General features: G+C 65.6%; 18 protein-coding genes. 12 read left to right on the top strand and 6 right to left on the bottom strand.

What is annotated here, in order from left to right; translation table 11 throughout:
* Nucleotides 1-96: 96 nt before the first annotated feature.
* The 3 genes from AB8841_RS22330 to AB8841_RS22320 all read right to left on the bottom strand — a co-directional run bounded on the left by AB8841_RS22330 (nucleotide 97) and on the right by AB8841_RS22320 (nucleotide 3638).
* The gene (locus tag AB8841_RS22330) at nucleotides 97-1539 is read right to left on the bottom strand and encodes a DegQ family serine endoprotease (protein WP_370437977.1); all 1443 of its coding nucleotides are present in this window, start codon (nucleotides 1537-1539) and stop codon (nucleotides 97-99) included.
* A gap of 521 nt (nucleotides 1540-2060) precedes the next feature.
* Nucleotides 2061-2771 (bottom strand): hypothetical protein, encoded by a 711-nt coding sequence (locus AB8841_RS22325; protein ID WP_370437976.1) that lies wholly within the window; start codon nucleotides 2769-2771, stop codon nucleotides 2061-2063.
* Between the two features lie 297 nt (nucleotides 2772-3068).
* Nucleotides 3069-3638 (bottom strand): L,D-transpeptidase, encoded by a 570-nt coding sequence (locus tag AB8841_RS22320; protein WP_370437975.1) that lies wholly within the window; start codon nucleotides 3636-3638, stop codon nucleotides 3069-3071.
* Nucleotides 3639-3857: 219 nt separating this feature from the next.
* On the opposite strand from AB8841_RS22320, the gene AB8841_RS22315 reads away from it, so the two are divergent.
* The 5 genes from AB8841_RS22315 (at nucleotide 3858) to AB8841_RS22295 (ending at nucleotide 8631) form a co-directional block, all read left to right on the top strand.
* Complete coding sequence (locus tag AB8841_RS22315; RefSeq protein ID WP_370437974.1) at nucleotides 3858-4343, top strand: transglycosylase SLT domain-containing protein; 486 nt, start codon at nucleotides 3858-3860, stop codon at nucleotides 4341-4343.
* Nucleotides 4344-4487: 144 nt separating this feature from the next.
* Entirely contained in the window at nucleotides 4488-4844 is a 357-nt protein-coding gene (locus AB8841_RS22310) for a hypothetical protein (protein WP_370437973.1), read from the top strand.
* Nucleotides 4845-5484: 640 nt separating this feature from the next.
* A complete protein-coding gene (gene proV, locus AB8841_RS22305) occupies nucleotides 5485-6723 on the top strand; it encodes a glycine betaine/L-proline ABC transporter ATP-binding protein ProV (RefSeq protein WP_370437972.1) in 1239 nt (412 codons plus the stop codon).
* Nucleotides 6724-6751: 28 nt separating this feature from the next.
* Nucleotides 6752-7666 carry an ABC transporter permease gene (locus AB8841_RS22300; protein WP_370437971.1) on the top strand — a complete coding sequence of 305 codons (915 nt, stop codon included), beginning with the start codon at nucleotides 6752-6754 and terminating at the stop codon, nucleotides 7664-7666.
* Nucleotides 7667-7743: 77 nt separating this feature from the next.
* On the top strand, nucleotides 7744-8631 hold the full coding sequence (locus AB8841_RS22295; RefSeq protein ID WP_370437970.1) for a glycine betaine ABC transporter substrate-binding protein: 888 nt from the start codon (nucleotides 7744-7746) through the stop codon (nucleotides 8629-8631).
* Between the two features lie 176 nt (nucleotides 8632-8807).
* Here the strand turns inward: AB8841_RS22295 and AB8841_RS22290 are convergent, their stop codons facing one another.
* Genes AB8841_RS22290 through AB8841_RS22280 form a run of 3 tightly spaced genes read right to left on the bottom strand, consistent with a single transcriptional unit; the run spans nucleotide 8808 to nucleotide 12392 of the window.
* On the bottom strand, nucleotides 8808-10838 hold the full coding sequence (locus AB8841_RS22290) for a SpoIIE family protein phosphatase (protein WP_370437969.1): 2031 nt from the start codon (nucleotides 10836-10838) through the stop codon (nucleotides 8808-8810).
* Complete coding sequence (locus tag AB8841_RS22285) at nucleotides 10838-11650, bottom strand: hypothetical protein (RefSeq protein WP_370437968.1); 813 nt, start codon at nucleotides 11648-11650, stop codon at nucleotides 10838-10840. The genes AB8841_RS22290 and AB8841_RS22285 overlap by 1 nt, the downstream gene beginning before the upstream one ends.
* Nucleotides 11640-12392 (bottom strand): hypothetical protein, encoded by a 753-nt coding sequence (locus AB8841_RS22280; protein WP_370437967.1) that lies wholly within the window; start codon nucleotides 12390-12392, stop codon nucleotides 11640-11642. Before AB8841_RS22280 ends, AB8841_RS22285 begins: the two co-directional genes overlap by 11 nt.
* 45 nt (nucleotides 12393-12437) lie before the next feature.
* Here AB8841_RS22280 and AB8841_RS22275 point away from each other — a divergent pair, with 45 nt between their 5' ends.
* Genes AB8841_RS22275 through AB8841_RS22245 form a run of 7 tightly spaced genes read left to right on the top strand, consistent with a single transcriptional unit; the run spans nucleotide 12438 to nucleotide 18806 of the window.
* The gene (locus AB8841_RS22275) at nucleotides 12438-13202 is read left to right on the top strand and encodes a hypothetical protein (RefSeq protein WP_370437966.1); all 765 of its coding nucleotides are present in this window, start codon (nucleotides 12438-12440) and stop codon (nucleotides 13200-13202) included.
* Nucleotides 13199-15211: an MFS transporter gene (locus tag AB8841_RS22270; protein ID WP_370437965.1), complete on the top strand. Its 2013-nt coding sequence runs from the start codon at nucleotides 13199-13201 to the stop codon at nucleotides 15209-15211. The genes AB8841_RS22275 and AB8841_RS22270 overlap by 4 nt, the downstream gene beginning before the upstream one ends.
* Nucleotide 15212: 1 nt before the next feature.
* On the top strand, nucleotides 15213-16226 hold the full coding sequence (locus AB8841_RS22265) for an ABC transporter substrate-binding protein (RefSeq protein ID WP_370437964.1): 1014 nt from the start codon (nucleotides 15213-15215) through the stop codon (nucleotides 16224-16226).
* Nucleotides 16226-16897, top strand: coding sequence for a GNAT family N-acetyltransferase (locus tag AB8841_RS22260; protein ID WP_370437963.1), 672 nt, complete (start codon nucleotides 16226-16228; stop codon nucleotides 16895-16897). The genes AB8841_RS22265 and AB8841_RS22260 overlap by 1 nt, the downstream gene beginning before the upstream one ends.
* Nucleotides 16891-18030, top strand: coding sequence for an alanine racemase (locus AB8841_RS22255; protein ID WP_370437962.1), 1140 nt, complete (start codon nucleotides 16891-16893; stop codon nucleotides 18028-18030). The genes AB8841_RS22260 and AB8841_RS22255 overlap by 7 nt, the downstream gene beginning before the upstream one ends.
* Nucleotides 18023-18472, top strand: coding sequence for an ATP-binding protein (locus tag AB8841_RS22250; RefSeq protein WP_370437961.1), 450 nt, complete (start codon nucleotides 18023-18025; stop codon nucleotides 18470-18472). The genes AB8841_RS22255 and AB8841_RS22250 overlap by 8 nt, the downstream gene beginning before the upstream one ends.
* A gap of 1 nt (nucleotide 18473) precedes the next feature.
* The gene (locus AB8841_RS22245) at nucleotides 18474-18806 is read left to right on the top strand and encodes an STAS domain-containing protein (RefSeq protein WP_370437960.1); all 333 of its coding nucleotides are present in this window, start codon (nucleotides 18474-18476) and stop codon (nucleotides 18804-18806) included.
* The last annotated feature ends 21 nt before the right edge of the window (nucleotides 18807-18827 follow it).

The following is an 18827-nucleotide window of genomic DNA, read 5'->3' as shown; positions in this document are numbered from 1 at the left end:
AAGCGATGCGGCACCGAGGGATTGTGTCCCTCGGATACACCCGCATTCCACACCCGATGCCGTAGGAGCCGCACGGCGCTCGTGCGCCATGCGCCGTCAGGACCCGATCGCAACGAACAGGTACTGGTCTTCGCGCTTCACGCGCAGAAGGACCGGCCTCTTGTTCTGCTGCGCCTGCGACCAGGCATTGGCGACGTCGGACGGCGAGGTCACCGACTGGTTGTTGGCCGACACGATCACGTCGCCCTCCTTCAGGCCATTCTCGGCCGCCGGGCTGTTCGGCTCGACCCGCTGGACGAGAACGCCCGTCGTGCCGGGCTTGAGGCCGAGCTGGTCTCGTGCGGCGTCCGGGATCGGGCTCAAGGCGAGACCGAGCCGCTTTCCGGTGTCTTGCTGATCGAGAGAGCCCATCTGGGTGGATTGCTCTTCCTGGCGCTGGCCGACGGTGACCTTCAGATCCTGCGTCTTGCCGCCGCGCACGACGGTCAGAGTCGCTTCCGATCCGGGCTTCACGGCAGCGACGGAGCGCGACAGGCTGCGTCCGTTCTCGACAGGCTTGTCATTGAACTTGGTGATGATGTCGCCTGATTGGGCGCCGGCCTTCTCGGCCGGTCCGCCTGCTTCCACGGAAGCGACGAGGACGCCCGTGTCGTCGGGCCTTCCGAGCGCCTGAGCGATGGGGGGCGTGATGTCCTGAAGACTCAATCCGATGAAGCCACGCTCGATGTGACCCGTTTGAATGAGTTGATTGGCGACGGCCTGAGCGGTGCGGGACGGGACCGCGAAGCCGATGCCGATATTGGTTCCCGTCGGGGAGAAGATGGCTGTGTTCACGCCGATGACCTCGCCGGCCGCATTGAACAGGGGGCCGCCGGAATTGCCGCGATTGATGGAGGCATCTGTCTGAATGAAGTCGTCATAAGGACCCGATCGAATGTCGCGGGCGCGGGCGGATACGACGCCGACCGTCACCGTTCCTCCCAGGCCGAAGGGGCTTCCGATGGCGATTGCCCAGGAGCCCGGTTCGGCCGCATCCGAATCGCCCCAGGACGCCACGGTCATGTTCGGCTGCGGGTCGACCTTCAGCACGGCGATGTCCGTCGCCTGGTCATGACCGACCAGCTTGGCCGGCACGTTCGTGTTTTCGCCGAAAACGACATGGATTTCCTCGGCTCCCTCGACCACGTGGTTGTTCGTGACGATGTAGCCGTCCTGGCTGATCACGAAGCCCGAGCCGAGCGCCTGCCGGATCTGCTCCCGCTGATCCTGATGCGCGCCGTCGCCGTAATAGCGACGGAAAAATTCGCGGAAGGGAAGATCCTCGGGCAGCGACGGCATCTGGCTCTGTTCCTGCACGTGCTGGCGCGTGGTGATCGCCACGACGGAGGGCATCTTCTGCTTCACGATCGCGGTGAAATCGGTCGGGACCTGAGGCTGCTGGGCGAAGACTGGCGTCGCCGGTACCGAGAGAGCGGCAGCCGACAGCATGCTGGTGAAGAGAGTGGCCCGAAGACGGGTGGTGAGGGGCTGGCGGAGCATTCGATCAATCCTCCTGCAGGTGTGAAAGAGGGGAAAGTCCACGGGTGCTGTCCGCATGGCTTGCGCTTGCAAGGCTTGGTGTTGACGGTGCAGCATGTCGAACCGGCGATCCGCTCGTTGCGTTCGCAACATCGGCAGGCACGGGCCTGCATGCGATAGAGACGCGTCGCGCACCACTTGGTTTCAGCTTGACCGAAAAGCCTGCTCGGCGAGGCGGTCTCCCGGGGGGCCGTGCCAGGAACTGACCTTTGCCGCCGACGTTGAGGATGAAACTCGTACAGGTGGAGAAGGACCATGAGTCAAGCCACGACGACCACCGATCACGACGAGATCCGCCGGTGGGCGGAGGAGCGCGGCGGCCGGCCTTCGGTCGTTCGGACGAGGAGAGGTCGAGGCGGCATTCTCCGCTTCGATTTCGGCGAGCAGGACGAGGCGCTCGAAGAAGTCCCCTGGGATGAATTCTTTCGGATCTTCGACGACAGCGACCTGACGTTCCTGCATCAGGACAGCATCGGGGCAGATCAGACGAGCCGCTTCTTCAAGTTCATCGCGACGGAGGCGGCCCCCGCGAGGCGGCCTGCCGCCAGTACCGCCAGGAAGAGTTCAACGAAGAGTTCAACGACGCGAGTATCGCGGAAGGTCGGGAATGCGACGGCCCAACCCGGCACGGCGAAGAGCGCAGGGACGAAACGCAGCGCCGCGCGCGCGTCCTCGGCTTCCACGGACGGCCGCAAGAGGAGTTCCCGCCAAACCGGGACCTCTGGCGGTCGCACTGCCGGCACCAAACGCGCCGGTGCGACGAAGAGCACGTCGCAACGCGCATCCTCGACCGGCTCGTCCAGGACAGGCGTTGCCAAAAAGGCCGCTGCGCGCAAGACGGCATCGAGCGACCGCAAGACGGCGTCGACTGCTCGCAAGACGACAGCCTCCGCATCAAAGACGCCTGCGCGCCGTTCTGCGACGACATCCAGAGCCACGCCGGCACGTTCCGGGCGCGTTGCGAAAACGACGCGTGTGTCGTCAGCCCGTCCTGCCGCAAAAACCCGTGCCGCGACTTCCAAGAGTGCCGTGAAACGCGCCACCAAGACCGGCGTTGCCAAGACGACCGCCAGGAAGACGGGCGCCGCGGCGGGCGCTACGAGGCGTCGCGCGGCTGCATCGTCGACCGGCCTGAAGGGCGCGAGCAAATCGACGCGGAAAACCGGCGGATCGTCGAAGCCGGGTCCGCGCAAGCCGCGTTAGCGCATCGCTCCTGCGAAAAGCCGGGTCCACTTTTTCCAGCCTGGAGTGGACCCGGTTTTCGCCCATCCTTTCACGCAAAACCGGCTCCCACTTGTGCGTGCGATGCGCAACCGAATCCGCGCGGGCCGGGAAGTCCGCGCTCTCTTGCCCATGTCATCGCGCCCATGTCATCGTGTCTTCGCTATCGTCCCGGGTCGGACCTAGCGAGAGCGGCCGCCGCCGTGTTTTGTCTGGAATATCGCGGTTATGGATCCGCGCCTGCGCGGGGACGCCATGACGGTCCGTGGCTATCGTCTCACGTCGGTCGACCGCCGGGCGGCTCCGCCGCCGGCCATGATCCCGTCCGTCAGGGGATCGAAGCTGGTCAGGCGGCTGTAGTCGCCCTGCGAGCCGTTTCCGGATCCCAGCGCCGTGCCGATCGGCTCGAAACCGGTGATCTCGATCCGGGTGTTGCCGATTCCTTCGGCGGCGACGAGGTTGAAGAGAGTGCTCGCGTTCCTCGGAGCAAGCCGTACGCAGCCGTGCGAGGCCGGCGTGCCGAGGCGGGCGACGGCTTGGCTGCCATGAATGGCGTGGCCGGCATCGGTGAAGAAGATCGAATGCGGCATGGGAGCGTCGTCCCACTCCTTGGAGTAGTGCTCCTTCGCCAACCGGGATGGAGCGAAGGTGCCGGAAGGCGTGGAATAATCCCCCAGGCCTGTCGAGACCGGCCAGGAATAGCGCTCCGCGCCGTCCACCGACACGGTCATGCGCTGTGTCGTCTTGTTGACCAGAATGGAGATTTCGGCGGCTCCGGCTGGAGACACGGCCGCGAGAGCGGCAAGACATGCAGCCATCAGCAAGGACTTTCTGCCCATCGGTTCGTCTCCGCCTCCGGTTCGGTTATCGGCGTGGGAAAGCATAAGGGGATGACGATGAAGAACGGCTCAGGTTCCGTCCTGGAGCGCGATTTCCGGACTGTCCATCGCTGCGCTCCCCAGGGTCGGAGAGAGGCGCGGCCCCCGCGATACGGCCAAGCTGACGCCTAATTGCCACGTTCGCCCGGAGAATGCCCCCCTATAAACATAGGGGTTGCTATGATCGCTCGTCTCGTTCTGGGCTGTGCCGTTGCGGCCTGCGCATTGCCGGCTGCCGCTTCGGACCACGCCGCCATCGATGCCCTCGTGGCGCAGCACGCAAAGGCTCACGGCGTGCCCGCGGCTCTGGTGCACCGGATCATCCAGCGGGAGAGCGGCTACAATCCGCAGGCTGCCAACCGGGGCTTCCTCGGCCTGATGCAGATCCGCTACGCCACGGCGCGCGGCATGGGATACACGGGTCCGGCATCGGGCCTGCTCGATGCCAATACCAATCTCACCTATGCGGTGCCCTATCTCGCCAATGCCTATACGGTGGCCGGGGGCAATATCGACCGGGCGGTCTCCCTGTATTCGCGCGGCTATTACTACGAGGCCAAACGGAAAGGCCTGCTGCGGCAGCTCAGAAGCGCCGCGAGCGAGCCCGTGGCGACGGGAGGCATTGCGGCCATGTTTACGAGTTCCGCTTCGGCTGCGGGCCATTGACTTTCAAGGCGGCGCCGCAGGCGATGTTTCGTGGAGCGTCTTGAAAATACCCCTTTTGCTCCAACTCCAATGGTGTGCGGCTTGCTTGTGAAGTTCAGGCTCGACCGGCACAATTCCTCGGCATCGCATCACGGGATCGCATTCATGAAGCAGCAGACTGGAACGTTGGACGCCTCGCCCGCACGGGATCCGTCCCGGCAGGCAATGCCTGTGCCGCAAGGGGAGGTCCTCCGGCAGGAGGTCTCGTCCCGGCAGCCTTCCCGGGCTTCTTCGAAGGCCCATGGAACCGAGGCATTCGCGAACCCCCTGGTCATCCTGGCTGCGATCACTCTGGGCCTTCCCGTCCTGGCGATGATGCTGGTGATCGGAGTGAATTCGGGCGTGCAGGAAGGGACCCTCGCAACGCTCACGACCTTCGTCGTCTTATCGGCCTTCGTGGTCGCGGCGATCTTCGAGATCAAGCGGCTGGCGGACCTGCCCTCCGATCAGGACCATCCCTGACGGCATCCTGTCCGGCTCTTCGTCGAGCTGCTCCAGAGCATCGGACGTGAAAAGTGGAATCCACTTTTGGGATTGAATCCGATGCTCCCTTCTTAGAGCAGCGCATCGTTCATTGCGGACCCGAAGGGCCGCGTCAGCGAAAACCGGATCCACTTTTCCGCACGATGCGCCAGCCCCATGGCGTCAGGCGCTTCGCTGAAAACGAGTCGCCTGAACCGGCCCTGAACGGTGTTCGCGAAGGCACCGAAAAATCGCCGTGCTGCGCCCCCAGCCACAAGAATGCCTGGCCCAGACCCGCGTTTTGCAACATTGCCCGGACTTTGGGGCCGCCCTGTTCCGATCGCCGCTAAGCTCCTGTTTTGTAACCGAAAGACATGGCGCGCGGCGGTCGAATTCCCATCGTCATGAACAGGGAATCCAGCCAATTCATGCCTCAAGGGTTGGCAATATGGCTCGAACCGTCTAGATAAACCTCATCGAAGGCAGCCAAATATGCTGTCCGTTTCGCCGGACCGAGGCATTTGCGCGCTATGACGCGTGCAGGAATATGGCCTGGTCCAATCTTTCAACTATTCTCCTGGCAAACATTACACAACGGAGGTTGCCCCTAACCTTTTAGGCAGGGGAAATCGGGGGTTTGATGACTGATAAAGACGATACCGTGCGCAGCGCTGCTGCGGCCCTATCGGCTGACAAGATCGTCCTTCGCAACGTATTCAAAGTGTTCGGCCCGCAGGTTCCGCGCGCCATCGACATGATTCGGTCCGGACAGGGCAAGGATGCCGTCCAGGCCGAGACGCGCTGCACCATCGGGGTCAACGACGCGAGCTTCAGCATCAGGGAAGGCGAGATTTTCGTGGTCATGGGGCTGTCCGGCTCCGGCAAGTCGACTCTCCTGCGCCTGCTGAACCGGCTGATCGACCCGACCTTGGGCTCGATCCTGGTGGACGGCCAGGACGTAACGAAAATGGGCAAGCGCGACCTGATCGAGTTGCGCCGCCGCGACATGAGCATGGTGTTCCAGAGCTTCGCGCTTCTGCCCAACCGCACGGTTCTGGCCAACACCGCCTTCGGGTTGGAGGTGGCCGGCATGCCCGAGAAGGAGCGTCACGAGAAGGCTCTCCGGGCGCTCGAGGCGGTCGGTCTCGGCCGCTATGCGGCAAGCCGTCCCGACGAACTCTCCGGCGGCATGAAGCAGCGCGTCGGTCTTGCACGCGCTCTCGCCAACGAGCCGACGATCCTCCTCATGGACGAGGCCTTCTCGGCCCTCGATCCCCTGATCCGCACCGAGATGCAGGATGAGCTTCTTCGCCTCCAGGCGGAGCACAGCCGCACGATCGTGTTCGTCAGCCACGACCTCGACGAGGCGATGCGCATCGGGGACCGCATCGCGATCATGCAGGACGGGGTTGTGGTGCAGGTCGGCACGCCGGAAGAGATCGTCATGAATCCGGCGAACGACTATGTCCGGTCGTTCTTCCGCAACGTGGACGTCGCGCATGTCTTCCGCGCGGGCGACATCGCCCGCCACAGCCAGATCACCCTGATCGATCGCGCCGGCCTGAGCGTCCATGCCGCGCTCGAACGCATCAGGGCTCACGATCGCGACGTCGCGATCGTGGTCGCACGCGACAAGCGCTACCAGGGCATGGTCAGCGCCGAGTCGCTCAAGGAGGCCGTGCATGCCGGCTGGCCCGATCCCTATCGGCGGGCCTTCCTGCCCGACATGGTGCCCATCGAGGCCGATGCGCCGGTGGCGCAGGTCATGGGCCGGGTCGCCGAGAGCCGGTGGCCGGTGCCGGTCGTGGATGCGGCCGGGCGCTATGTCGGCACCATTTCCAAGTCGTCCCTCCTCATGACGCTCGACCGCGCCGCCTGAACCCGGCTCCCGCGCGAAGGATACATTCATGGATTTCGAACTGAGCATCGGCGCTGCCGCCAGCGCCGCTGTCGAGTATACGCTCGACCATTTTTCGCCGACCCTCGACGCCATCGCGGACGTCATTGGCTTCTTCGCCGACGGCATCAAGGATGGGCTCTCGTGGCTGCCGTCCTGGGCCTTCATCGGCATCGTGGCGCTCTTCGCGCTCTGGCGGGTCGGCTGGAAATTCGCCGTACTCTGCGGGGCGGCGCTTCTTCTCATCGTCGGCATGGGCCTGTGGAAGGAGACCATCGAGACGCTCGCCCTCGTCATCGCCGCGACGGCGATCGCGATCGCGCTCGGCATTCCGCTCGGCATCCTCATGGCCCGCAGCCCTCTGACCGCGGCCGGCACGCGCCCGCTGCTCGATCTGATGCAGACGATGCCGGCCTTCGTCTATCTCATCCCGGCCGCGATGTTCTTCGGTCTCGGGGCGGTGCCCGGCACCATCGCGACCGTCATCTTCTCGATGCCGCCCGTCGTGCGCCTCACGGCTTTGGGCCTGACGCAGGTGAACCGCGAATTCGTCGAGGCCGGGCAAGCCTTCGGCTGCACCGACCGCCAGCTTCTGTTCAAGGTGCAGTTCCCGCTGGCCCTGCCGTCCATCATGGCCGGCATCAACCAGACCATCATGCTGGGGCTCTCGATGGTGGTGATCGCCTCCATGATCGGCGCGGGAGGCCTGGGTAACACGGTGCTGACGGGCATTCAGCGTCTCGACGTCGGCGTGGGCTTCGAGGGCGGCCTCGCCGTGGTGATCCTGGCCATCATCCTCGACCGTCTGACGCAGAGCCTCTCACGGCCGGCAGCCCTGAGGATCCCGCTTCCCGTCGCCCGCCGCGCCGGAGCCAGGCGGGCCGTCGCCGGAATCGAAACCGTGCCTGCCCAGGCAGGCGCGTGACGACGGGCAGGGGGCCGGTCCTCCGGTCCCGTGCCCGACAACCCCAAGAAACCCCAAGAGCGATAAAGGAGAACCCTATGCTCAAGACCTTCGCCCGGATCGCCCTCGCGGCGGCCCTGACCACAGGCCTTGCGGGCACGCTGCAGGCGCAAGAGGAGAAGAAGCCGATCAAGATCGGCTGGACCGCCTGGGCCGATGCGGAGTTCGTCACCAAGCTCGCCAAGAAGCTCATCGAGGACAATTATTCCGAGAAGGTCGAGCTTCTGCAGACCGATATCGCGCCGCAATACCAGGGCGTGGCGAAGGGCGACATCGATGCGATGATGATGGCTTGGCTGCCCGAAACCCATAAGGATTACTGGAAGCGCGTGGGCGACAAGGTCGTGACCCTCGGCGTTCTCTACACGGACGCCAAGCTCGGATGGGTCGTGCCGAACTACGTCCCGAAGGATCAGATCGGGTCCATCGCCGACCTCTCCAAGCCGGACGTGAAGGAGAAGCTCTCAGGCAAGATCCAGGGCATCGACCCCGGCGCGGGCCTCACCCGTCTGTCGAAGGAAGCCGTCAAGACCTATGACCTGAGCGGCTACGATCTGACCACCGCCAGCGACGCCGCCATGGTGTCGGCCCTGGATCGCGCGATCCGCCGGAAAGAGTGGATCGTGGTGACGGGCTGGAGCCCCCACTGGATGTTTGGCAAGTACGAGCTGCGCTATCTCGACGATCCCAAACAGGCGCTCGGCGGCGTCGAGCGGGTCTACGCGATCGCCCGCCAGGGCTTCCAGAGCGACCATCCGGAGGTCGCGCAGTTCCTGATGCGCATGCACCTTCCGCTCAGCGAACTCGAAGCCGCGATGTCGGACTCGAACGAAGGCTCGGTCGACAAGGCGATCGAGAACTACATCAGCGAGCATCCCGCGCGGGTCAAATACTGGCTCACCGGCGAGATGGGCTCCGCGTCGTAGTCACGCCGATCGTCCGAGTTCCTGAATGAAACGACGAGCCGCCGGGTTTCCCGGCGGCTCTTTTGTCGAGAGCATCGGACGCAAAAGTGGGAACCGGTTTTGCGCGAAAAAAGCTGAAAGACATCGACTTACAGCGTCGGATGCGGGTTCGATGTTACGTCCGATGCCATAGGACCTCATGGCCGCCGGCGCAGGGCGAGCCATGTGATGTCGTCCGATTGTTCGGCGTCGCGCACGAAATCCGTCAAGGCTCCGTAGGCCCGCTGCATCAGCACCTGAACGGACGGAGCCTCTCGCTCGCGCAGGCAGAGATCCTTCAACCGCTCCTCGCCGAAGGCTTCGTTCTCCGGATTGAAGGCCTCCGTGATGCCATCCGTGAACGTGACGAGCAGATCGCCCGGCATCAGCGTCAGGCGCTCGGCGCGGTAGCCCTGATCCTCCATTACCGCGAGCGCCATATCGCCGGTCCCGTCGAGATAGCGCGCGGCTCCCGAGGCGCTCACGAGGAGGGGAGGGTTGTGGCCCGCATTGACGTAGACGAGCTCGCCCGTGGAAACGTCGAGCACGCCGTAGAACAGGGTGACGAACAGCATCTGCTCGTTCTCGCGGGCGAGAAGGTTGTTGACGCTCTCGACGCAACGCGCCGGATCGGGCTCGTAGAGAGCGGTGGCCCGCAGCAGGGTGCGGGTGATCGCCATGAACAGGGAGGCCGGGACGCCCTTTCCCGACACGTCTCCGATCATCAGGACGTATGTGTTCTCCGTCAGGGCGAAGCAGTCGAAGAAGTCGCCCCCGACCTCCTTGGCGGCGATCATCCCGCCGTCGATATCGATGGCGTCGATGGCCGGAAAGGTCGCCGGAACCATGGCGAGCTGCACCTGACGGGCGATCTCCAGCTCCTGCTGGATGCCGGCGAGCTTCGTCTTCGTCACGAGAGAGTCGCGCAGGTCCGCGATCAGCTCGTTCAGCCTCAGATGCTGCTGGGTGATGCGGTTCGACAATTGCTGCAGCACATGGGGCAACAGGACGAAATCCGCATCCTCGCCGCCATGAGGCGTCTGCGTGTCGAGGATGGTCAGGATCTCATCGCGTCCGTTCGAATCGAGGGTGCCGGCGAGCTCCTTCATCCTGCCCCGGATGAGCCGCTCCTGGCGCCGCCGCTGCCGGGTCTGCTGAAGGCGCAGCCGGTCGAGCGCGATGGCGTTGTCCCGGAAATGGCTGACCGTTTCGGCGATCCGGCCGATCTCGTCGTCGCCGGTCGGAGCGATCCGGGCCGTCGTGTCGCCCCGCGCGAGCGCGTTCAGCACCTTGGTCGTGCGGTCGAGCGGACGAAAGGCCCGGATCAGGTAGACATGAAGCCCCGCCACGAGAGCCAGGGCGAACAGGAAGGATCCGGCCATGCTCAGGGTCCTGATCCGCTCCGCCGGAGCCAGGGCCTGCGTGGCGTCGTCCAGCGTGACCAGCAGGCCCGCAAGGCCTCCGCTCAGATCGCTCACCGGCACCCCGACCAGGGAGTAGATGCGGCCGTCGATCTCCTGCGTCGCAACGCTCGCGCTGCGCAGGGGCAGGCGAGGGAGCAGCCTGTGCCACAGCTCCGGACCGGTCCCCACGACCATTCGCCCACGCGGGTTGATCAGAAAGGCGTCGGTCTTCAGGCTCTCGGCGAACCGGCCCAGAACGTCCGCCGCATCGAGGCCCAGGGTGACGACGACGGTGTCGCCCTTCGCGTCGCGAAGCGGAAATGTCTTCGCGATCAGGAAGCGGTCCGGCGCGCTTTGCCAAAGGCCCGCCCTGCTGGCGCCCGCGGCCACTTCCGCGAGAGTGGTCAGGTCCAGGGCTCTTTCGCTGTCGAGCGCGCGTCCGGTCGAATGCAGCACCCGGCCGTCGCCGCGGGACAATTCGAGAACCGCCAGCCGGTCGCGGGTCGCGCCGAATTCGGCATTGATGACGGATGAGATCCGACCGGTGCCGCCGTCGTCGATGGCCCGCAGGAACGAAGGGTTCTGCAGGGCATCCGCCATCTGGTCGAGGCGCTCCACCTCGGAGCGGACGAGCTGCTGCCAGAGCGCATTTTGCCCGTTGGTCGCCACGGAGGAGAGGCGCTGCGCCGAAATCGTCTCGCCCTGGCGGGAGGCCCAGAGCAGACCGCACACGATCAGCAGGGCGCCTGCCGACGCGATGATGGAAAGTCGATGGCGCAACAGCATCAGGGCGTCTTTTCTGCAACCGGGTCCGAAGCGAAGCGGCGCCCGCCGCAGGCACGCTCCACGGCCTCGTCGATCAAGGGAGCCAGGCTGTCATCGAAATCGATGGCCCGGAGGCTTTCGGCTTGAAAATGCATCGTCGCGTAATGGGCAGTGACCTCGCGCGTGAGCGCGCGGGCTTCCTGAAGGGGCATGTCGGCCGGGGTCGCCGTGTGGATCGTCGCGGCCTGCGTGAAGTCGCCCCCGCTCACGGCGTCGATCACGGTTGCGAGATGGCGATGCGCCCGCGTCAGCGGGCGAAGCGCCAGCAACCAGAGAAGGGCCGACGCCAGCAGCGCCGCGGCCAGCGCGAGGATCAGGGCCTGGGCATGGAGGCGCTCGATCGCGCCGGTCACGGGGCCGTCGTCGCGATAAACGACGATCTCCGCTCCCAGGCTCGCGAGAGGCAAGACGAGCGTGTCCTGAGCGGAGCCGGGGGCACCCCCGACGGCCCTGAATCCGGCATCCGAGCGGATCTCGATGGCCCTGGTCCCGGCGATGCGGCGGCTCATGTCGTTCAGATAATCAGTCAGTCCTTCGATGGCCGTCAGGGGAATTCCATGGGCAAGCGCCCTGTCGACCGATCGCTGCACGGCCTCCGCCACAGCGCGTTGGGCCGAGCGCTGCTCCGACCGCAGGCTCTCCCTGACGAAGGAGATCGACAGCCAGGCGATGCCGAGGCCTGTCGCCGCCGTGATGATGAAGACGGCGACAACCCCCGCGACATGCGCCGGCAGATGTCGCGCATGGCTGCCCTTCCTGTGCTCAAAGGGCATGGTCGATCGCCTCGAGGCGCTCGGTGGCGCTTTCCAGATCGGCCATCGCCATCAGGCCGGATCGCCGCGCGGCGTGCGCGGCGGCCTCTCGGGGCTCGTCCGGATTCGGAGAGGCGATCCGTCCCGCAAGCGCATCGGCGATCGCGTGGTAGGGACGCGTGATCCGCCGGCTCAGAGCGAGCGCCGCAACCATCGAGGCGGCGAGACCGACGGGAACGATCCAGAACGCCAATCTCTGCAGAAGACCTGGCAGATCCGCCGCCAGGGCCTCTTCGGGCGACGTGATGCTCACGATGTGACCGACGACGTCGCCGAGATCGTTGCGGATCGGCAGGCCGAGAACGAGTTCGGCGGGGCCTTCATACCGCCAATGGTCCTCCGCGTTGCCGGTGGTCGCAGCGGCGCGCCATTCGGCCGGAACGGGCTCGCCCTTGACGCCGCGATCCGTGCTGTAGACGGACACGCCGTCGCCGGAAAAGACGTCGAGGGCCTGAAGGACCGAATCCGTCGATCTGGCTCGCTCCAGCACGTCCTGCGTTCCGCCGATCTGAGCGAGCTGGAAACCGAGGCTCAGATTTGCCTCGATGCTCGTGCGGAGATTTTCCAGGCGAAACAGAATCCGGTCTTCCTGCTGCCGCTCCGCGATGCCCGAGAGGGTCAGATAGGTGGCGACGATGATGCCAATCATCGCGAGCGCGACGGGAATCGCGCAGCTTGCGATGACGCGGAAAGCAAAGCCCATGGGTCTCTCCGAACAGGACCGTGTGGATGAGGCGTCGAGTTTTCGATGGCCGATTCAGCAGATCTGCGAACTCATGCAAGGGTTCTTGCCAGGGTTCTTGCAAGGGTCGATTTATTCTATATTAAAATATTCCTGCATCCGCTTGCGGAAATCGCTTTTAAAATATTGCGGACAAAAACGACAATGTTGCAGTTCTCGGGGCGCATACTTGCAACGATATGTATCATTGTAACGCTTTGCCTCGGGCTCGGCGCCTACATGAGTTATGCGGCCGCACGCACCACATATCTCGACGGCATCGCGGCGCGCATGCGCATGCTCGCGGAACAGGTCGCCGCCGCGATGGAGACCAGCCAGTCGATGGGGATCGCCGTGACCGAACAGGCGGCTGTTCCGAGTCTGCTTGCGCGCGAATCCAAGGGCGTGCCTCTGCTGCTCGGCTTCTTCGTCCGCCTGCCCGACCGGAGCGTCCTGTTCCGGAGCGAAGATCTGAGCGAGAGCGAAGGGCAATTGGTCGTCTCCGTCCCCGTCATGAACGATCTGGGAGAGGTGACTGCCAGGGTCGAGGCGGTCTATGCCTCCGGCCCCATCGGGGCGGCGCTGTCAGATTTGGCGTGGACGATCTGTCTTGCCGCGCTTGCCGTCGCGTTATGCGCGACCGCGCTGTCGGCCATGGGAGTGCTCGTCCTTCTGAGGCCCATGCAGCGGCTTGCGGCAAATCCCGCAGGGCAGCTCGATGAGAGCCCGGCGTGGAGCGCTCTTCGCCAGGCTCACGATCGCATCGAAGCGCGCCTGGGGCATGCGGGATGAGGAGGGCGGCGGGCTTCGACGGGTCCCGGTTCGGCGCGAATTTCCGCCTGCGTCTCGCCGTGCTGCTCGTGGCGGTTCTGACGCTCGGTCTTGGCGCCGTATCCTATGCGGCCTTCACGGCGAGCCGTCAGCTCCTGGTACCGGAGATCGATCAGAAGGCCGAAACCGTGGGCCGGTCTCTCGCGGCTCAGGTGGAGCGCGCTCTCGCGCTCGGGGTGCCGCTGAGCGGGTTGGTCGGCGTGGACGGGAGTTTCAGGACGGTCCTCGAAGCCAATGGCGAGTTCGCGCAAATTGCACTGTTCCCGGCCGGGGCGGGCAAGCCCATGATCAGCGAGGGCAGGGCGGTCGCAGGCGGGCGCGCGGTGGCGGCGCCCGTGCGGTTCGACGGCAAGGAGGTTGCCCGGATCGAGGTGACCGGCGATCCCGGCTATGCCCGGCGCATCCTGCACGGACTGTGGAGCGATCTTGCCGTCGTGCTGCTGATCTCGGTCCTGATCGCGCTCGAATTGCTGGTGCTTCTGTTCGGCGTCCGCCTCGTTTCCACTCTCGATGGCGTGGAGAGCCGCATCAGGGCGCTGCGCATCGGCGATTTCAGCCGTCGCCCCATGATGTCCGACGCTTCGGCGCTGGCGCAAGCCGCGGGATCTCTCGACCGCGGGATCGAGCGGGCGAGAGCGCGGCACGAACGGCTCGTTGCCCGGGCCGACGATGTCGGAGACGCCGCCGCCCGCGCCGAACTCGCTTCTCTGGCGGCGGACACGAAGATCTTCGAGACGCAGGACGGTTCGGCGACGTCCGCCGAGAGCATCCGCGCGCCGCTCTTCCTCTTCATGTTCGCGCTTGAAATGACACGCCCCTTCATGCCGGGCTATGTCGGCGCGCTCGCGTCCGATCTCATCCCTCTGTCTCCGACGATGGCGGTCGGCGTCGCGATGGCTCTCTACATGGGGATCGTGGCGGCGCTGCAACTGCCGCTCGCCGTACAGACCGCGCGGTGGGGAAGGGGCTTGTCGTTCCGTCTCGGAGCGAGCGTCGCGGCGGCCGGATATCTGATCTGCTCGGTGTCGACCGGTTTCCTCGTGTTTCTGACCGGCCATGGCCTGTCGGCGATCGGCTTCGCACTGGTTTTCGTGGCCGCGCAGGGACATGTCATCGATACCAGCAGGGGCAAAAGCCGCATGCGCGGTCTCGCCATCATGGTCGGAGCCATCATGGTCGCGGGCCTCTGCGGCCCGGCCGTCGGCGGAATGCTGGCCGAGCAGATAGGGCCGTCGCCGACCTATCTCGTCATCAGCGGCTTAGCGCTCTTGAGCCTCGCGATCGGCTGGACGATCATTCCCCTGAAGCGGGCCGCGATGGACGCGATGGTCTCGCATCCCGCGAAGGCGTCGTCCCTCTGGACCGGATTGAGCCGCTCGCCCGCCTTCGGCGTCCTTCTGCTGGGCTGCGCCCTGCCGGCGAAACTCATTCTCTTCGCGCTGTGCTTCTATCTCGTTCCGATGCAGATGGCCGCTCACGGCGCGTCCGCCGTGGAAATCGGGCGGGCGCAGATCGTCTATCCCATGGCGACCGTGCTGCTCGTTCCGGTCTTCTCCCATCTGTCGAAACAGCTCGACATGCGGATGCCGTTCGTGCTGGGCGGCGCCCTGCTGACGGGGCTTGCCTGCCTCTACATCCTGCTGCCCGCCGGGAACTGGATCCTGTTCGTGATCCTGCTGCAGTTCGGTGTCGCTCAGGCGATGTCGATCACCCCGCAGGCGGGCCTCGTCGGCGAATTGGCGTCCCGCATCGGCGCGGAGGATTCCGCCTTCGGGCTCTACAGGCTGGTGGAGCGCGTGGGGAGCGCCCTGGGGCCCGTCGTGGCGGGCCTCCTGCTCGCGCGGTTCGGTTTCGAGGCGGCGCTGCTCACGCTGGGCGGCATCGTGGCGGCCGGTGCCGTCCTGTTTCTTTTCGTTCACATGGGCACGAGGCACCGTTCGGTCTCGGTCGAAAGTTCTGTCAGGATTTGAGATGTTGAACCGCCGGGACATGATCGCCGCACTGGGCCTGGGCGCGACGGGCACGCTCGCTCTCGGTGCGGGCGCGGGCAGGGCGGCCGACGCCACGGCCCGGCCGCGCATCTACATGATCACGTTCCGGGGTGAGACCGAGGTCGAGCGCGGCTATCGCGATTACTTCGCGGCCAACAACGTGGACGCCCTCTTCACGACACGGGACATCGACAGGGATGTCCGGAAGCTGCCCGCCCTGGTCGAGGAGATCCGCGCGCTGAAGCCGGACCTCGTCTATACCTGGGGGACGCCCGTCACCCTCGGCGTCGCGGGCCGCTTCGATGCGGCCGATCCGGCCCGGCACATCGTCGATAGTCCCGTGGTCTTCGCGCTCGTCGCGGCGCCGGTCGCGGCAGGCATCATCCCGTCACTCGAAAGGCCGGGCCGCCGCGTGACGGGCGCCATTCACGTTGTGCCGCCCGAGAAGCAGCTTCGGGCCATGAAATCCTACCGGCCGTTCAGGACGCTGGGCGTGCTCTACAGCAGGAGCGAGCAGAATTCCGTCGCCATCGTCGACGAGCTTCGCCGCCTCGCGGGACCGATGGAGTTCCGCCTCGTCGAGCGCACCTTCGCCGAAAACGCGCAAGGCGCGCCGCTGGCCGACGGCGTGGAAGAACTCGTCGCAGACATTCGCCGCGAGGGGGCCGACTGGCTCTATTATCTGCCGGATACGTTCCTCGGAACGATCTACGACCGGGTGTCCCCCGCGGCCCTGGCGGCCGGGTTGCCGACCTTCGGAGCCGCGGAGCTGGCGGTCCGCGAGGGCGGCGCCCTCGTCGGCCTGATCAGCCGCTACTATTCGGTCGGTCAGCTCGCCGCGTCCAAATCGATCGAGATCCTCAAAGGCCGGGATCCGGCGACGATCCCGGCCGAAACGCTCAAGCGCTTTTCGCTCATCATCAACATGGAGGTGGCCAAGAAGCTCGCGTTCTATCCGCCGCTCGCCATGCTCAACTACGCGGAAGTCATCTGATGCTCGCCCTGGAACGCGCAGGCTTGGACGAGGCCTTGAGCTGGGGCACGCTCGACGGGCGTCATGTGGAGGCCGTGTGCGCTCTCCATCACGTCGCGGTCGGCACGCTCGACAGCGCTGACTGGGTGAGGCGCGAGACGCCGGATTTCTTCGCGGACATCCTCGACGGCAATGGTCTCGGTCTCGGCGTGTTCCATGAGGAGAGGCTGATCGCCTACGCGCTGATCCAGACGCGCCTGGAGCCGGAGGACGATCTTTGCGCGCTTCTCGGTTATGCCGCCGCTCGCCCGACCGCCAAATTGTGCGGAAGCGCCGTCGATCCGGACTATCGCGGAAGAGGTTTGCAGCAGGCCTTGAGCCGCGAGCGGCTGGCCTTCGGGAGAAGAACGGGAATCGAACGCTTCTTCGCGACCGCCGCTCCGCAGAATTGCCCGAGCTGGATGAGCCTGATGCGGGCCGGGCTCATGATCGCCGCGCTCGGCGAGCGCTACGGCGGCAGGCTTCGATACACGCTGGTCCTGGACGAGGTCCGCTCGGACCAGGCTGGGGGATGCAGGGAGGTCGACGCGTCCGATGTCGCCGGGCAGGCCGATCTTCTCCGAGCGGGATGGCGCGGTATCCGGTACCGCCGCTCGGGCGAAAGCGTTCTGCTGGAGTTCATGGCATGTTGAGGCTGAAGGAGGCGCAAGCCGTCGAGCGCCTGCATCCGCCGGTGGAGGAGCCGGCCGCACGGGCGCGCCTCACCGTGGATCTGGATGCGATCGGCCGCAACTTCGCAGCCGTCCGCGGCGCACTCTCGCAGGGAGCAGCGTCCGCCGTCGTGAAGCGAGACGCCTATGGGTTGGGCCTCGTGCCCGTCGTCCGGTCCCTGGCGGCGGCCGGATGCAGGATCTTCTGGGTGGAAACCTTCGAGGAAGGTCTGAGCGTCCGGCAGGTCGTGGCCGGGGCTCGCGTCTTCGTGCTTCAAGGGCTCGCCGGCCGGCGGCCGCAGGATTTCGTCGAAGCCCGCCTCGTCCCCGCCTTGGGAACGGCCGAGGAGATCGCGCTCAGCGCCCGGGCGGCGCCCGGAATGTCCGTCGCGATCAATCTCGATACGGGTCTCGGCCGCATGGGCGTTCTGCCCGACACGTTCCGGGAGATCGCGGCGGGCTCCGCGCTGGAATCGCTGGACGTGGCGGTTCTGATGTCCCATCTCGCCGGCTTCTCGGAGCCGGACCGCGACGGGAACAGGAGCCAGCTCGCCTTGTTCCAGGAGCTTTCGGCTTTGGTTCCGGATGCGCTGCCGAGCATCGCCACGTCGTCCTTCGTCTATGCCGGGCCCCGTTGGCATATCGGGCTGGCGCGGGTGGGAAGCGCCCTTTACGGCGTGCACAGCGCTCGCATCGCCGGATACCACTCCGAGCCCGTGATCGCGCTCGACGCTCCCGTCCTGTCCGTGCAGGGGCTGCAGGCGGGAAGCAGCCTGGGCTATCGGGGCGACAGGATCGACGAGCCGCGCAGGATCGCGACGATTGCCCTGGGCTATGCCGACGGCCTGCCGGAGGCGTTCACGGATCGCTGCAGCGCCTTCGTGAACAATCGGCGCGTGGCCTTCGTCGGAGATGCCGCGATGACGACCACCTGTGTCGACGTCACGGGCCTTGCGGACACCGAGATCCGGCCGAGACAGCGCGTCGAAATCGTCGGGCCGAACCAGGACATCAACGACTTGAGCGGTGCCTTGGGCATCAATCCCAACAGGCTTCTCGTCGCCTTCGGCCTTTCGACGCACCGGACCTACCAGGGCGGTGCCGGCCATGGCTGAAACGACGGGTCACGGAGCCCATGTCACCGAACTGGCGAACGATCTCGGCGATCTCGACAAGATGGTGGCCGCGATCGAGGCCTTCTGCGAGGCGCATGGCGTCCCGTCTCGGGAGGCCGCGCAGCTCTGCCTGGTGATCGAGGAAATCTTCACCAACATCGTCACTCACGGCCATGACGAGCCGGGCGGGGGCGTCGTCGAGATGCGCATGGCGCCGGGCCCCTTAGCCGTTCGCGTCGAGATCATCGACGACGGCAGGCCCTTCAATCCTCTCCATGCGCCGCCGCCCGATCTCGACAGCGGCGTTGAGGAACGCCCCATCGGCGGCCTCGGGGTGCATTTCCTGCGCACGATGATGAGCGATATCGTTTATGAACGCTCACAGGGACGCAACCATCTTCGATTTCAGAAAACCTATACGGCTCGTTCGAAAGGCGCTTGAGATGATCATTCAGGAACAATCCATCGGCGACGTCGCCGTCGTCGTCGCGAACGGACGGCTCGACAGCAATACGTCCGGTCACCTGGAGGAGATCCTCAGCGAACGCGCCCGGAGCAGGCCCGCCCTGGTCGTCGATCTCAAGGATGTCGCCTATGTCAGCTCGGCGGGATTGCGGGTGCTGCTCAAGGCCGCGAAGCTCGCGAAGGCCGGCAGGAACCGGCTGGCGCTCGTCGGTCTCGCGCCGCAGGTGAAAGAGGTCTTCGACGTCAGCGGCTTCACACCGATCTTTCAGATCTTCGACGACGTCGGTACGGCCGCCGCCGCTCTCTCGTGATGCTTCCCCAAATGCTCCTCC

This window comes from Microvirga sp. TS319 (assembly GCF_041276405.1).
Lineage (GTDB): Bacteria > Pseudomonadota > Alphaproteobacteria > Rhizobiales > Beijerinckiaceae > Microvirga.
This window is presented reverse-complemented; position numbering and strand designations above follow the sequence as displayed.